The following is a 13,157-nucleotide window of genomic DNA, read 5'->3' as shown; positions in this document are numbered from 1 at the left end:
TCAGGGTTCCACGACCAGCCGCGTGCCGCGAAGGTCCGTACGCTGCCACGCCGCCTCGATGTCGCGCAGCGGTACCCGCTCGAGCCCGAAAGTGAGCTTGCCGGCCTGCGCCCACTCGACGACCTGGCCGTACGCCGCGCCCATCGTCTCGGGGCCGAGCCCCTTGGCGGCGCCGTAGATCTCGACGCCCGAGGTGCGCAGGCTCTCGGCCGGCAGGCGCAGGTCGGCGCCCGCGACCTCACCGATCTGCACGAGGCGCAGGGGCTTCGGGAAGGCGAACGTGTCGGGAACCATCGCGCGCAGCAGGATCTCGGTGGGGCGGCCCCAGAGGAAGTCGACGACCACGTCGGTGCGGGCGGCCTTGAAGGCTTGCAGCAGGTCTTCGTCGCTCAGCGTGGTGTTGATCACCTCGTCGGCGCCGAGCCCGCGAAGCTGCTCGTCGTCCCGGCCCGTCGCGACGACCTTGCCCGCGCCGAGCAGCCGGGCGACCTGGACGGCGAGGCGGCCCGCGACGCCGGTGGCGCCCTGGATCAGCACCGACTCGCCCGGGGCCAGGCCGGCCGCGATCTTCATGGACATGCCGGTGATCGCGCTGGGCAGCACGGTGGCGGCGGCCGGGTCGAGTCCCTCCGGGATCGGGGCGTACGCGCCCTCGGCCACCACAGTGCGCTCGGCGAGGGCGCCGTACGGCGGGCGGGGGTTGCCGAAGCCGACCAGCCGCCCGTCGGGCAGCGTGCCGATCCCGTCGAAGCAGGGGATCGCCGGGAGCTCCGGCATCATCGCCCGCCCCGCGAAATGCGTTCCGGCCGCGACGGCGCGGTCGACGTTCTCGACCGCGACCGCCACCACCTCGACGACCACTTCGCCCTCGCCGGCCACCGGGTCGGGAAAGTCTTCGTAACGGGGGACACCGTCGCGCTCGTGCAGAACTGCGGCCTTCATCGCGTTCTCCTCTCTTACAGTGTTAGAGAACTCTAACACTGATAGAGTCGATCGTCATGGCGTTGGATCGGCGGCAGATCGTCGACGAGGCGGTGGCGCTGCTCGACGCCGAGGGCCTCGACAACGTCACGCTGCGCAAACTCGCGGCACGGCTCGGGGTGCAGGCGCCCACCCTCTACTGGCACATCCCGAACAAGGCCGCCCTGATCACGGCGATCGCCGACGAGATCTTGACTTCGTTGCCCGCCCGCGCCGCGGCTCCCGAGGAGCGCTGGCAGGAGTGGCTCATCGGCGTAGCGCTCGGCCTGCGGCGGGCCCTGCTGGCCCACCCCGACGGAGCCCGCATCATCTCGATGGCCCAGCTGTCCCGAAATATGGTGGCATTGTCGGAGTCGGCGATGAGCACGCTGGTGGCGAAGGGCATGTCGCTGCACCAGGCCCGGGTGATGGTGCTGACGGTCGAGCGGATGACGATCGGTTTCGTTCTGGAGGAGCAGGGCCCCCGCCCCGACGAGGAGACCGCCAAGTCCTTCGACCTGACCCCCTACCCCACGGTGATCGCCGGCATCACGGAGTACTTCCGGCCGGGCCGCACCGTCGACGATCTCTTCCTCGACTGCGTGACGCTGGTCGTCGAGGGCCCGCCCGCTACATCGTGAAGGTGATCCGGCCGGAGGGTCTTAGACCAGGCCGGCCTTGCGCAGGTCGGCCGTCATCTCGTGCAGCTCCTCGAGGCGGTCGTCGAGGTCGCGCGGTTGCCGGGGGGCGCCGGGGCGGGCGTCGGCCGGGCGCGGCCCGGTGAGCGGGCGGAAGTTGACGCCCATCGCCGCGAGCCGGGACAGGTGGCTTTCCAGGCGGGCGCGAAACGACTCGGGTTGCCGCGTTCCCCAGACCACCTCGGCGAACGCGCACAGCCTCGGGTAGGTCATGTAGTCGACCCGCCGGGCCGACTCCATGTGCTCGGTCCAGACGTTGACCTGGGCGCCGATGACCCGCCCGGCCTCCTCGCCGGTCAGGCCCGGCGGGATCGGGTCGAAGGCGTAGACGTCGTCGAGGGTGAGCAGCGTGCCGACCGGGGTGGGCTCGCCGGGGTCGTCCGACTGCCGGTAGTCGAGATAGCACGAGATGTCGGGGCAGGAGACCACGCTGAAGCCGGCGCGCGCGGCGGCGACCGTCGGCGCCGGTCCCCGCCAGGCGGCGATCACGGCGTCCCGGGGGGCGCCTCGGCTCAGCAGCTCGTCCCAGCCGTAGACGCGGCGGCCCAGCGAGGCGAGATGCTCGGCCATCAGTGCGGTGAACCAAGGCTGCACCGCCGCCGGATCGGGCGCGCCGGCCCATTCGTCGACCGGGCACTCGTCGCCGCCGATGCCGATCAACTCGGTGGGGAAGATGGAGCAGACGTGGGTGAGCACGTCGCGGCAGAAATCCAGGGCCCGGTCGGTCACGTTCAGCACGTGGGTGGAGATCCCCCAGGATTCGCGTACGCCTCCGGCAAAGCCGTTCCCGAGCTCGGGATACGCCGCGATCGCCGCCTGCATGTGCCCCGGCATGTCCACCTCGGGGACGACCGTCACGAAGCGCTCGGCCGCGTAGGCCACGATCTGTCGCAGGTCGTCGGCGGTGTAGAACCCTCCGTGCGGGCGGTCGTCATACCGTGCGTGCTGGCGGGCGCCCTGCATCGTCGAGCTCCGCCGGGCGCCGACGGAGGTGAGCCGCGGCCATCCGGGTACCTCGAAGCGCCAGCCCTGGTCGTCGGTCAGGTGCAGGTGCAGCACGTTGAGCTTGTGATAGGCGGCGAGGTCGACGAAGCGGAGCACGTCGGCGACGGGCATGAAGTGGCGCGCGACGTCGAGCATGACGCCCCGCCACCGGAAGCGGGGCGCGTCGGCGATCCGGGCGCGCGGGAGCCGCCCGTTCTCGAGCAGCTGGCGGAGCGTCTGCGCGCCGTGGAAGACGCCCGCCGCCGAGCCGCCGGAGATCTCGATTCCGGCGGGCGCGGTGCTCAGGGCGTACCCGTCAGGCGGTTGACTTCGATCGATCGCCAGGCGCAGGCCGCCCTCGCCCGGCGTCAGCGGCAACGAGATCGCGTCGCGGAGCCAGGCGGCGACGCCGGCGAGACGAGGATCGGCGGACAGGCGGATTTCCGGGTCGAGGGCGAAAGTCTCCTCGTCGAGGTGGACGGACGACGGCCGCGGAATCACGCACACCTCCATGGCGGACAGGGCTCGGATATAGTTCGCTGACCTGGCAATTTCTGTCAACGGGGAGGCATGGCGGCCGGATGAGCTGGGATCTCCTTCTGACCGGCGGCGAGCCCTTCGACGTGGCGGTCGCCGGCGGGGTGATCGCCGCGACCGGCAAGGGCCTGCCTCGCGACGCGGGCACGATCGTCGACGTGCCGGGGCTGCTCGTCACGCCGGGGCTGATCGACCTGCACACCCACGTGGGGCCGGGCTACTGGGGAATCGCGCCCGACCCGATCGCCTGGTACACGGGCGTGACCACCTGGGTCGACGCGGGCACGACCGGCGCCTACACGCTGCGTTTCCCGCCGGCCGGCGTACGGGTGGCGGCGCTGCTGAACATCTCGGCGGTCGGGCTGGCCGGGCGCACCGGGGAGAACCGCGACCTCGCCCACTGCGACGTGCCGCTGGCGGTCGACACCATCCAGCAGCATCGGGATCTGTTGCACGGCATCAAGGTGCGTATCGACCGGGAGGCGGTCGGCGACAACGGCGTCGAACCGCTGCGGCGCGCGCTGCGGGCGGCCGAAGCGTGCGGGGTGCCGGTGATGGTCCACGTCGGGGTGGCGCCGCCGGCGGTGGACGACGTGCTCGACCTGCTGCGGCCGGGCGACATCGTCACGCACTGCTCCAGCGGCCTCGCGTCGCCGCTCGGGCGGGCGCTGGTCGAGGCGGTCGGGCGGGGCGTGCTCCTGGACATCGGGCACGGCTCGGGCGGGTTCGCCTTCGACATCCTCGAACGGCAGCTCGACCTGGGGATCCGGCCGCACACGATCTCGACCGACCTGCACGCCCGGTCGCTGCACGGGCCCGCGTTCGACCTGCCCACCACGATGGCGAAGCTGCTCGCGGCCGGCCTGCCGCTCGACGAGGTGCTCGAGGCCGTCACGGTCCGGCCCGCGCGGGCGCTCGGCCTCCCCGGGGGCACGCTCGAGGTGGGCGCCCCCGCCGACCTGGCCGTCTTCGAGGTCCGGGCCGACGACTTCGAGGTGACCGACGCCCACCTCCGGACGCGGCGGTCGCCCCTGCGGTTGATCAACCATTACACGTACGCGAAAGGCAGGCTCCTGCCCCCGCAGCTGCCGCCGCCCGTGCCACCCTGGATCCCGCTCACCGACGCCCAGCGCGCGGCGCTGGCCCGCCGCGACCGTGACATCCGCGCCCTGCTCAGCACCCCGCTGGTCGGCGCCGACGCCCTGGAAGACCAGTTCCCACGAGACCACAGGAGCTCCTGACATGCCCAAGCGCGCCATCATGACCGACAAGGCGGCCCCGGCCGGCGGCCCGTACTCCCACGCGGTGGTGGCCGGCGACACCATCTACCTGGCCGGCGCGATCCCCGCCCTGCCCGACGGCACCCGCGTGACCGGTAGTTTCGGCGAGCAGGCCCACGCCGCCTTCCGCAATCTGGCCGCCTGCGCGGCCGCCGCGGGCGCTTCGCTCGACGACGCCGTGCGGGTGGGTGTCCACCTGCGCGACTTCGGCGACTTCGGCGAGCTCAACGAGATCTACCAGCAGTACATCAAGGGCGACAATCTCCCGGTCCGGACCACGTTGCCGATCGCGTTCGAGGAGTTCGACATCGAGATCGACGCCATCCTCTACGTGGGATAGCCCGGGTCGCGGGGCCGCGGCGGCGCGGTTAGCGTCGGGTCATGTTGCAGGTGACGCCCAACGGGCCTTGGGGCAAAGACGTTCATGCGAACATGCCGGTCACGCTCGACGAGGTGCTCGCCGATCTCCGGGAGTGCTTCCGGGCCGGCGCCACCGGCGTGCACCTGCATGTGCGCGACGAGAACGGCGCCGAGACGCTGCGGCCGGAGGTCGTCAACGAGAGCTGCCGGCGGGTGCGGGAGCTGGCGGCCGAGGAGGGCATCGCGGTCGAGGTCGGGCTGACCACCGGAGCGTGGATCGTGCCCGGTCTGGGCGAGCGCATCGCGATGATCCGGGAGTGGGAAGGGGTCGACTGCGCGACGGTCAACCTTTCCGAGAACGGGTTCGAGGGCGTCATGCGGGCGATGCTCGAGGCCGGCATCGGCATCGACGTGGGGCTGTGGGCGCCCGTCGAGATGGACCTTCTGATCGCGTCCGGGTTCCTGCCGGACGCGCAGCGGGTCAGCATCGAGCTCGGCCCGGGCGAGCCCTACTTCCTGACCGGCGACCCGGCGGCGGTGGCGCGGCGGGTCAACGACGCGCTCGACGCCGCCGGGTCGGCGTGCCCGCGGCTCACGCACGGCATGAACGACTGGACCTGGCCGCTGGTCGCCGACGCGTTCCGCCGGGGGCACGACACCAGGGTCGGCTTCGAGGACTCGATCTACCTTCCGGACGGCTCCCCGGCCCAGAGCAACGCCGAGCTGGTCCGCGCCGCCGTGGCCCTCAAGGAACAGGCCGTCACGGAACAGCGACCCGTACGCGGCGCTCGATGGCCAGCGTGACCAGCGCGCTCAGCGTGAGCAGAGCGCCCACCCCGGCCAGAACCCGCGGCCCGTGGGTGGGCAGCAGCGCGCCGCCGACCAGCGACCCCGCCGCGATCCCCAGATTGAAGGCGGTGCTCACGCCGGCCGAGGCGATGTCGGTGTTGCCGGGCGCGACCTGCAGCATGCGGTTCTGCAGGGCGGTGGCGAACGACGAGAACGAGATCCCGATCCCCGCCAGCAGCACCACCGTCGCCACCGGCAACGAGCCGAGCAGGTACAGCCCGAGCAGCGACGCCGACCCCACCCCGAGCGGCGTGAGCAGCGACGCGATGGGCCACGAGTCCAGAGTCCGCGCGACCGTGATGGTTCCCGCGATCCCGGCCACGCCCGAGACGAACAGCAGCGGCGCCAGTGCGGCCGGCCCGAACCCGCTCACGTCCAGCAGGAACGGCGTGACATAGGTGTTGAAGGCCAGAAAGCCGGTGATCGCGGCGGCGACCCCGAAGAGCAGCACCACGAAGGCGCGCCGGTCGGGCGCGGTGCCGCGGGCCGCGCCGCCGTCGCCGGGCGGATAGGACGGTAGCAGCGCCACCACGGCGACCATCGCGGCGAGACCGGTGGCCGCCATCACCGCGAAGGCCGCTCGCCAGCCGGCCTGCTGCCCCAGCCAGGTGCCCAGCGGCACGCCGAGGACCGGTCCCAGCGCCGCGCCCGTCGAGAACAACGCGACCACCCGCCCGCGCATGGTCAGCGGAAACAGGCCGCTCACCACCGCCGGCGCGATCGACCAGAAGAGCGCCTGCATCAACGCGGTGAGAAGACGGGAGACAGCCAGGATTTCGTACGACGGAGCCAGCGCCCCCGCGAGATTGGCGACGGCGAACAGGAACAGGGTGGCGCCGAGCACCCGCCGCCGCGGCATGTTCTTGGTGAGCACGGTCAGCGGGATCGACGCCAGCACGACCACGATCGCGTACCCGCCGACCAGCAGGCCGATCTGCGAGCGGGACCGGTCCAGATCGTCGGCGATCACCGTGAGCAGGCCGATCGGCAGCAGCTCGGTGGCGACGAACGCGAAGGCGCACAGCGACAGCACGACCAGCCCGGCCCAGGACCGGCGGGGCGTGAGGTCAGGCATCGACCCTGACGCTACAGGTTGTTCAGCAGCGCGATGAGCAGCAGAGCGGGAGCACACAGCACAGTGGACAGGAAGATGGCGTCGCGAGCCAGGACGAGGCCGACACCGAAGCGCTGGCCGTAGAGGAAGACGTTCTGGGCGGTGGGGAGCGCGGCGAGCACGCTGACGGCGTACACCTCATCGGCACGCAGCCGTAGCACGACGGCCAGAAGGAAGGCAATCGCCGGCATTCCGGCGACCTTGAGGAGCACCGCGGCGACCGTTGCCGTGCGGTCGGGGCCGGCGGCGAGGACGCGACGGCCCGAGAGCGACATGCCGAACGCGATCAGCACGACCGGGACCGCGGCGTGACCCATGGTGGTGATCGGTTCGGCGATGACGGTCGGTAGGCGCATTCCGGTCACGGAGAAGAGTGCCCCGAGGAGCACCGCCACGATCATCGGGTTGCGCAGCGGCGCCAGCACGGTCGAGCGCCACGAGGCGTGCCCGGTCTCGGCGATCTCCAGCAATGCCAGCGCGATCGGGGTGACGATCAAAAGCTGAAGCATGATGATCGGTACGACCAGAGCGGCGTCGCCCAGCACATACGTGGCGATCGGGATCCCGATGTAGTTGGCGTTGACGTATCCGGCGGCGAGCGAGCCCATGATCCGCGTGCCCGGCGTGCGCCCCCGCGTGAACAGCAGGTGCAGGCCGAAGCAGATCCCGGCCGCGGCGGTCGACACCACCAGCGGCTCGCTGAACAGGACGCCCAGGTCGGCGCCCTCGACGCCGATGAACAACAGGCAGGGGTTGAGCACCGCGTAGACGAGCCGGCCGATCACCGCCTCGGCGTTCGGCGGCAGCCCCGCCCAGCGCTTCGCGGCCCACCCCGTGAACACGATGACGCCGATGAGCACGAAGCCCGACAGAGCCGAGATCATGGCTCTCCGTCGATGACATATCGCGGTAACCTGCTGCGGTGACGGATCGTATGCCGAACGTAGGGGACGTGGCGGCGATCCCTTTGCGTGACGGCTACGGCGCCTGCCTGGTGACCGGTCTCGGCCCCATGGCGTGCGCGCTGGACTTCTTCTCCGCCGAGATGCCCTCCGTGGACGAGCTGGCGGACGCCGAGCCGCTCATCCTCGATCATCACGTCCTCCGCGGGCAGCCTACCGAGATCAACGTCATCGGGGACGAGCCGCCCCCGCCCTGGTGGGTGTGGCTGGGCCGGCGCGACCTGCCGTCCGGCGTGTCCGAGCGGGTCGACTCGCACGCCGGCTGGTCGTGGCTGCCCGCGCAGATCGCCGCCCAGCGCCGCTGGGATCACACGCTTCCCGCGTTCGCCAAAGAGGCCTACCGGACGGGCCAGGGCAAGGCGACGTCCCTGCTCGACATGACCGGCACGTCCGCGTCGTGGGCCGAGCTCGACCGGCTGCCCCGGTGCCGGTCGCTGGTCTGGTCGGGCCCCGACCGCGGCCTGCGCGAGGCCCTCGTGGCCCACCCGATCGTCAGCGACCTGACCTGGGTGGACGCGCCGCGCCGGGTCGACCTCACGGGCACGTACCTGACCCGCCTGCGTCTGTCCGCGTCCGACGTCGACGTGGCGCGCCTGCCCGACGACCTCGAGACGCTCAAGCTCGACGAGGACACCCGGGTGGCGTCGGTCGTCGCGGCCGACGAGGGCCGCTGGCTGCGGCTGACCACCGATCACGCCGAGGTGCCGCGCGGCCTGAACGGCCTGTGGGACCTGGAGCTGACCGGCGACGGCACGATCTCCGCCGACACCGTGCGCGACCTGCGCGACCTGCGGCGCCTGCGCCTGACCTGGCGGTCGGCGCCCGGCGAGCTGAGCGGGGCGTTCGCGCTGAGCAGCATGTCACGCCTGACCGACGTCAAGCTCATCGGCGCGTACGGGATGAGCGCACGCACCCTGCCGGAGCTGCCGTCGCTGAGCTGGCTCGTGTGCGACGGCCTGTACCGCAAGGCGGCGGCCGCGATCGAGACCCGCTACCGCGACGCCGACGTGCGAGTGGACATCACCGGCATCGAGAACGAGTGGAGAGAGTTCTGACGCTGCTCGTGCAGCGCCTCCCGGACGGCCGCGTCGACGTCGTCAGGACGGCGACGTCAGGTAGCGCTGAATCGTCGGGCCCACCCAGGCCGCGGCCTCCGCGGCCGGCATCGTCACGATCGGCGGGAGGCGCAGCACGAACCGGCACAGCGCCAGGCCGAGCATCTGGCTCGCGACCAGCCCGGCCCGCCGCGGCGCCGACGCCGGGTCGGGGCAGACGGCGGCCACCACCGGCAGGAGCTGCGCGCCGAACAGATTGCGCATCCGGTCGGCGGCGGCCTCGTTCGTGGCGGCCGCGCGCAGCAAGGCGGTCAGCGTGTCGTCGCCCTCCCAGCGGTGCAGGAAGTGGCGGGCCAGGGTGTCGCCGAGCTCCCCAGCCGGGACCGCGGACACGTCGGGGAGCTGCAGGTCGAACTCGGCGGCCGCCGCGAACAGCTTCTCCTTGTTGCCGTAGTAGCGCATCACCATCGACGGGTCGATGTCCGCGTCGGCGGCGATCGAGCGGATGGTCGCCCGCTCGTACCCGTCGCTGGCGAACCGCTCCCGGGCCGCCAGCAGGATCGCCGCACGCGTGGCGTCGGAACGCCGCTCGGCCATTTCTAAGCTCCCGTCGCCATTTTCTCCCGGTGGATCGTAGACAGCTCGGAAAGATTCATCGCGAGCCCTCGCCGGACCGCCGGCACCTTCCCCACGAGCGGCAGCACGGTGTTGCGCAGCGCGATCAGCGGCCGGCTCCGCAGCGTGGCGATCCGGGTCATGCGGTGGGTGAGCGCGACCACCTCGGCGGCGACCGGGCGCCGGCGGGCCTCGTAGCCGTCGAGATCGGCGCCGCCGGCCAGCACCGCGGCCAGCTCGATCGCGTCCTGGATGCCGGTGTTCATGCCCTGGCCGCCGGCGGGGCTGTGCACGTGCGCGGCGTCGCCGGCCAGGAAGATCCGGCCGTTGCGGTAGCGGTCGGCGAGCCGGTGGTGCACCCGGAAGCGGGAGCTCCAGACCACGTCGCGCACCCGGCCCGGCCGCTTGCGGGGGCCGCGCGATTCCAGCAGCGCCTGCACGTCGGCCGCGGTGGGGTGCTCGGGCGCGTCGTCGAGCGTCGCGACGATCCGGTGCCGGCCGCCGGGCAGCGGCGCGACCACGGCCAGTCCCTCGGGCGCGAACCAGAGCGTCACCTCGTCGTCGGGCAGCGGCCAGTCCATGCGCACGTCGGCGAGCACGAACGATTGGGCGTACGCGTCGCCGCTGAAAGTGATGCCACTCAGCTCACGCACCGTGCTGTGCATGCCGTCGGCGCCCACCAGATAGCGAGCCCGAATCGTCTCGCCGTCGCGCAGCGTGGCGGTCACACCGTCGGCGTCCGGCCGGACGCCGACGAGCTCCGCCGACCGGCGGACCGAGACCCCGAGGTGGTTCAGGCGGTCGGCGAGGATCCGCTCCGTCTCGTCCTGGGGCAACATCAAGGTGTACGGGTACGCCGTGGGCAGCCCGCCGAAGTCCACGGTGAGCAGCGCCCGGTCCCCGTCGCGCACGGTGAACCGCGGCACGACGACGCCCCGGTCCACGAGCTCGCGCGAGACGCCGAGCTCGTCGAGCACCTCGAGCGTCCGCGCGTGGATGACGGCGGCGCGCGACGTGTTGGCGCCCTCCGCCTGCTTGTCGACGATCACGACCGCCAGCCCGCGCTGCGTCAGCGCGGCGCCCAGGGCGAGCCCGACCGGCCCGGCCCCGGCGATCAGCACATCGGTGTTCCGCATGACCACTCCTCCACTTGCCAACAACTGTTGGCACGACGATAGTCTATGCCAACGGCTGTTGGCAAACACTTGTTGGCAAAGTTGATCCGCGGTGCGCGATATCCGGACTGTCGCGCTGTCGCATGATTTGATCAGCGACAACCGGTAACAGGCGGGAAACGTCGGGGTGCGAGCATCGCCGGGGATCCAGGGAGGTTCGGTTGTTCCTCAGCCAGCACGAACAGGAACGCCTGCTCATCCACGTGGCGGCCGAGGTGGCCCAGCGGCGGCGGGAGCGGGGCTTGAAGCTCAATCACCCGGAGGCCACCGCGATCATCACGGCGTTCCTGCTGGAAGGCGCGCGGGACGGGCGGACCGTCGCGGATCTGATGGACGCCGGGCGGCGGGTGCTGACGCGCGACGATGTCATGGAGGGCGTGCCCGAGATGCTGGGCGAGGTGCAGGTCGAGGCGACCTTCCCGGACGGGACCAAGCTCGTCACCGTGCACGGGCCGATCTCATGATTCCGGGCGAGGTCATTCCGGGTGACGGGCCGATCGAGATCAATGCGGGACGTGAGGTGACCGCGCTGACCGTGCGTAACACCGGCGATCGGCCGGTGCAGGTGGGATCACATTTCCACTTCGCGGAGTCCAATGCGGCGCTCGAGTTCGATCGCGCGGCCGCCTGGGGACGCCGGCTGGCGGTTCCGGCGGGCACGTCGGTGCGGTTCGAACCGGGGATGCCCCGCGACGTCGAGCTGGTGGCGCTGAGCGGCAAGAGGATCGTGCCGGGCCTGCGCGGGCTGGCGGGCGGGGCGCTGGACGCGACGGTGGAACCGCCGGCGCCGGAGCCGCCGGGCGCACCGGAAGAGCCCGAGAACGGGAGCCCGCGATGACCATCCTGGACCGCGGGCGCTACGCCGCCCTCTACGGCCCGACCACCGGCGACCGGATCCGGCTGGCCGACACCAACCTGCTGATCGAGGTCGAACAGGACCACAGCGGCGGCCCGCACGCCGGGGACGAGGTCGTCTTCGGCGGCGGCAAGGTCATCCGGGAGTCGATGGGGCAGTCGCGGGCCACCCGGGCCGAGGGCACCCCGGACACCGTGATCACCGGGGCGGTCGTCGTCGACCACTGGGGGATCGTCAAGGCCGACGTCGGCATCCGCGACGGGCGGGTCGTCGCGATCGGCAAGGCCGGCAACCCGGACACGATGGACGGCGTGCACCCCGACCTGGTGATCGGGCCGGGCACCGAGATCATCGCGGGCAACGGGAAGATCCTCACCGCCGGCGCCGTCGACAGCCACGTGCACCTGATCAGCCCGACCATCCTCGACACGGCCCTCGCCAGCGGGATCACGACGATCATCGGGGGCGGGACGGGCCCGGCCGAGGGGACGAAGGCCACGACGGTCACGCCCAACCAGTGGCACCTCGCCCGGATGCTCGAGGCGATCGACACCTACCCGATCAACGTGCTGCTGCTCGGCAAGGGCAACACCATGTCGGAGGAGTCGATGTGGGAGCAGCTGCGCGGCGGGGCGGGCGGCTTCAAGCTGCACGAGGACTGGGGCACGACGCCGGCGGTGATCGACGCCTGCCTGCGGGTGGCGGACGCGTCAGGCGTGCAGGTCGCGATCCACACCGACACGCTGAACGAGGCCGGGTTCGTCGAGGAGACGCTGCGGGCGATCGCCGGCCGGTCGATCCACGCCTATCACACCGAGGGCGCCGGGGGCGGGCACGCGCCGGACATCATCACGGTCGCCGGGCACCCGAACGTGCTGCCCTCGTCGACCAACCCGACCCGGCCGTACACCCGCAACACGCTCAGCGAGCACCTCGACATGCTGATGGTCTGCCACCATCTGAACTCGGCGGTGCCGGAAGACCTGGCGTTCGCGGAGAGCCGGATCCGCCCGTCGACGATGGCGGCCGAGGACCTGCTGCACGACCTCGGGGCGATCTCGATGATCGGCTCCGATTCGCAGGCGATGGGCCGGGTCGGCGAGGTCATCATGCGTACGTGGCAGACCGCCCACGTGATGAAGGCCCGCCGCGGCGCCCTGTCCGGCGACACCAAAGCGGACAACGAGCGCGTGAAACGCTATATCGCGAAATATACGGTCTGCCCGGCGGTGGCGCACGGGATGGCCGAGCAGATCGGGTCGGTCGCGAAGGGCAAGCTGGCCGACCTGGTGCTGTGGGACCCGGCCTTCTTCGGCGTCCGGCCGGCGCTGGTCATCAAGGGCGGCATGATCGCGTACGCGCAGATGGGCGACGCCAACGCCTCGATACCCACCCCCCAGCCGATGCTCCCGCGGCCGATGTTCGGCGCGTACGGCGCCGTGCCCGCCCAGACCTCGCTGGCGTTCGTGGCGCCGGCCGCGATCGACGCCCTGCTGGCCGACCGCATCGGCGTGAAGCGCGCCCTGGCCCCCGTCGCCGACACCCGCCGGGTGCGCAAGGCCGACATGCCGTTGAACGACGCCCTCCCGCGCATCGAGGTGGAGCCGGACACGTTCACCGTCCGTATCGACGGCGAGGTCATCGATCCCGATCCCGTGACGGAGCTCCCCATGGCCCAGCGTTACTTCCTGTTCTGACGATGACCATGAGCT

The 13,157-nt window shown here is 71.7% G+C and carries 14 protein-coding genes; 8 read left to right on the top strand and 6 right to left on the bottom strand.

The window, feature by feature from the left end:
* Positions 1-942, bottom strand: a complete 942-nt coding sequence (locus ACIA5D_RS22185) for a zinc-binding alcohol dehydrogenase family protein (RefSeq protein ID WP_396032039.1) — start codon at positions 940-942, stop codon at positions 1-3.
* A 56-nt stretch (positions 943-998) separates the two neighbouring features.
* Between ACIA5D_RS22185 and ACIA5D_RS22180 the strand changes: the two genes are divergently transcribed.
* Positions 999-1,601, top strand: a complete 603-nt coding sequence (locus tag ACIA5D_RS22180) for a TetR/AcrR family transcriptional regulator C-terminal domain-containing protein (RefSeq protein ID WP_396032038.1) — start codon at positions 999-1,001, stop codon at positions 1,599-1,601.
* 21 nt (positions 1,602-1,622) lie between these two features.
* Here ACIA5D_RS22180 and ACIA5D_RS22175 read toward each other — a convergent pair whose 3' ends face one another.
* Positions 1,623-3,143, bottom strand: coding sequence for a beta-N-acetylhexosaminidase (locus tag ACIA5D_RS22175; RefSeq protein ID WP_396032037.1), 1,521 nt, complete (start codon positions 3,141-3,143; stop codon positions 1,623-1,625).
* Positions 3,144-3,223: 80 nt separating this feature from the next.
* Between ACIA5D_RS22175 and ACIA5D_RS22170 the strand changes: the two genes are divergently transcribed.
* Genes ACIA5D_RS22170 through ACIA5D_RS22160 form a run of 3 tightly spaced genes read left to right on the top strand, consistent with a single transcriptional unit; the run spans position 3,224 to position 5,623 of the window.
* The gene (locus ACIA5D_RS22170; protein ID WP_396032036.1) at positions 3,224-4,420 is read left to right on the top strand and encodes an amidohydrolase family protein; all 1,197 of its coding nucleotides are present in this window, start codon (positions 3,224-3,226) and stop codon (positions 4,418-4,420) included.
* Position 4,421: 1 nt separating this feature from the next.
* Positions 4,422-4,799, top strand: a complete 378-nt coding sequence (locus ACIA5D_RS22165; protein ID WP_396032035.1) for a RidA family protein — start codon at positions 4,422-4,424, stop codon at positions 4,797-4,799.
* A gap of 41 nt (positions 4,800-4,840) precedes the next feature.
* Positions 4,841-5,623 carry a 3-keto-5-aminohexanoate cleavage protein gene (locus tag ACIA5D_RS22160; protein WP_396032034.1) on the top strand — a complete coding sequence of 261 codons (783 nt, stop codon included), beginning with the start codon at positions 4,841-4,843 and terminating at the stop codon, positions 5,621-5,623.
* On the opposite strand, the gene ACIA5D_RS22155 is transcribed toward ACIA5D_RS22160, so the two are convergent.
* Both ACIA5D_RS22155 and ACIA5D_RS22150 read right to left on the bottom strand, forming a co-directional pair.
* Positions 5,580-6,743, bottom strand: coding sequence for an MFS transporter (locus ACIA5D_RS22155; RefSeq protein WP_396032033.1), 1,164 nt, complete (start codon positions 6,741-6,743; stop codon positions 5,580-5,582). The genes ACIA5D_RS22160 and ACIA5D_RS22155 overlap by 44 nt on opposite strands.
* An 11-nt stretch (positions 6,744-6,754) precedes the next feature.
* Positions 6,755-7,666 (bottom strand): AEC family transporter, encoded by a 912-nt coding sequence (locus tag ACIA5D_RS22150; protein WP_396032032.1) that lies wholly within the window; start codon positions 7,664-7,666, stop codon positions 6,755-6,757.
* Positions 7,667-7,734: 68 nt separating this feature from the next.
* Here ACIA5D_RS22150 and ACIA5D_RS22145 point away from each other — a divergent pair, with 68 nt between their 5' ends.
* Positions 7,735-8,799, top strand: coding sequence for a hypothetical protein (locus tag ACIA5D_RS22145; RefSeq protein ID WP_396032031.1), 1,065 nt, complete (start codon positions 7,735-7,737; stop codon positions 8,797-8,799).
* Between the two features lie 42 nt (positions 8,800-8,841).
* Here ACIA5D_RS22145 and ACIA5D_RS22140 read toward each other — a convergent pair whose 3' ends face one another.
* Positions 8,842-9,396 carry a TetR family transcriptional regulator gene (locus ACIA5D_RS22140; protein ID WP_396032030.1) on the bottom strand — a complete coding sequence of 185 codons (555 nt, stop codon included), beginning with the start codon at positions 9,394-9,396 and terminating at the stop codon, positions 8,842-8,844.
* A gap of 2 nt (positions 9,397-9,398) precedes the next feature.
* Complete coding sequence (locus tag ACIA5D_RS22135) at positions 9,399-10,550, bottom strand: FAD-dependent oxidoreductase (protein WP_396032029.1); 1,152 nt, start codon at positions 10,548-10,550, stop codon at positions 9,399-9,401.
* Positions 10,551-10,750: 200 nt separating this feature from the next.
* Here ACIA5D_RS22135 and ACIA5D_RS22130 point away from each other — a divergent pair, with 200 nt between their 5' ends.
* From ACIA5D_RS22130 to ACIA5D_RS22120, 3 genes are read left to right on the top strand one after another with little or no spacing between them, the layout of a single operon-like run.
* Positions 10,751-11,053, top strand: a complete 303-nt coding sequence (locus ACIA5D_RS22130; RefSeq protein WP_396032028.1) for an urease subunit gamma — start codon at positions 10,751-10,753, stop codon at positions 11,051-11,053.
* The gene (locus ACIA5D_RS22125; protein WP_396032027.1) at positions 11,050-11,427 is read left to right on the top strand and encodes an urease subunit beta; all 378 of its coding nucleotides are present in this window, start codon (positions 11,050-11,052) and stop codon (positions 11,425-11,427) included. Before ACIA5D_RS22130 ends, ACIA5D_RS22125 begins: the two co-directional genes overlap by 4 nt.
* Entirely contained in the window at positions 11,424-13,142 is a 1,719-nt protein-coding gene (locus ACIA5D_RS22120; protein ID WP_396032026.1) for an urease subunit alpha, read from the top strand. Before ACIA5D_RS22125 ends, ACIA5D_RS22120 begins: the two co-directional genes overlap by 4 nt.
* Positions 13,143-13,157: the final 15 nt, after the last annotated feature.

The sequence above is a fragment of the Actinoplanes sp. NPDC051513 genome, from assembly GCF_044454685.1.
In the GTDB taxonomy this organism is placed as follows: Bacteria; Actinomycetota; Actinomycetes; order Mycobacteriales; family Micromonosporaceae; genus Actinoplanes.
Note: the sequence above shows the minus strand (reverse complement) of the source record. Positions and strands in the feature narration are given on the sequence as shown.

Coding starts and splice junctions, on each gene's coding strand:
- ACIA5D_RS22185 (WP_396032039.1), bottom strand. CDS start 942: ATGAAGGCCGCAGTTCTGCACGAGCGCGACGGTGTCCCCCGTTACGAA.
- ACIA5D_RS22180 (WP_396032038.1), top strand. CDS start 999: ATGGCGTTGGATCGGCGGCAGATCGTCGACGAGGCGGTGGCGCTGCTC.
- ACIA5D_RS22170 (WP_396032036.1), top strand. CDS start 3,224: ATGAGCTGGGATCTCCTTCTGACCGGCGGCGAGCCCTTCGACGTGGCG.
- ACIA5D_RS22165 (WP_396032035.1), top strand. CDS start 4,422: ATGCCCAAGCGCGCCATCATGACCGACAAGGCGGCCCCGGCCGGCGGC.
- ACIA5D_RS22160 (WP_396032034.1), top strand. CDS start 4,841: ATGTTGCAGGTGACGCCCAACGGGCCTTGGGGCAAAGACGTTCATGCG.
- ACIA5D_RS22155 (WP_396032033.1), bottom strand. CDS start 6,743: ATGCCTGACCTCACGCCCCGCCGGTCCTGGGCCGGGCTGGTCGTGCTG.
- ACIA5D_RS22150 (WP_396032032.1), bottom strand. CDS start 7,666: ATGATCTCGGCTCTGTCGGGCTTCGTGCTCATCGGCGTCATCGTGTTC.
- ACIA5D_RS22140 (WP_396032030.1), bottom strand. CDS start 9,396: ATGGCCGAGCGGCGTTCCGACGCCACGCGTGCGGCGATCCTGCTGGCG.
- ACIA5D_RS22135 (WP_396032029.1), bottom strand. CDS start 10,550: ATGCGGAACACCGATGTGCTGATCGCCGGGGCCGGGCCGGTCGGGCTC.
- ACIA5D_RS22125 (WP_396032027.1), top strand. CDS start 11,050: ATGATTCCGGGCGAGGTCATTCCGGGTGACGGGCCGATCGAGATCAAT.
- ACIA5D_RS22120 (WP_396032026.1), top strand. CDS start 11,424: ATGACCATCCTGGACCGCGGGCGCTACGCCGCCCTCTACGGCCCGACC.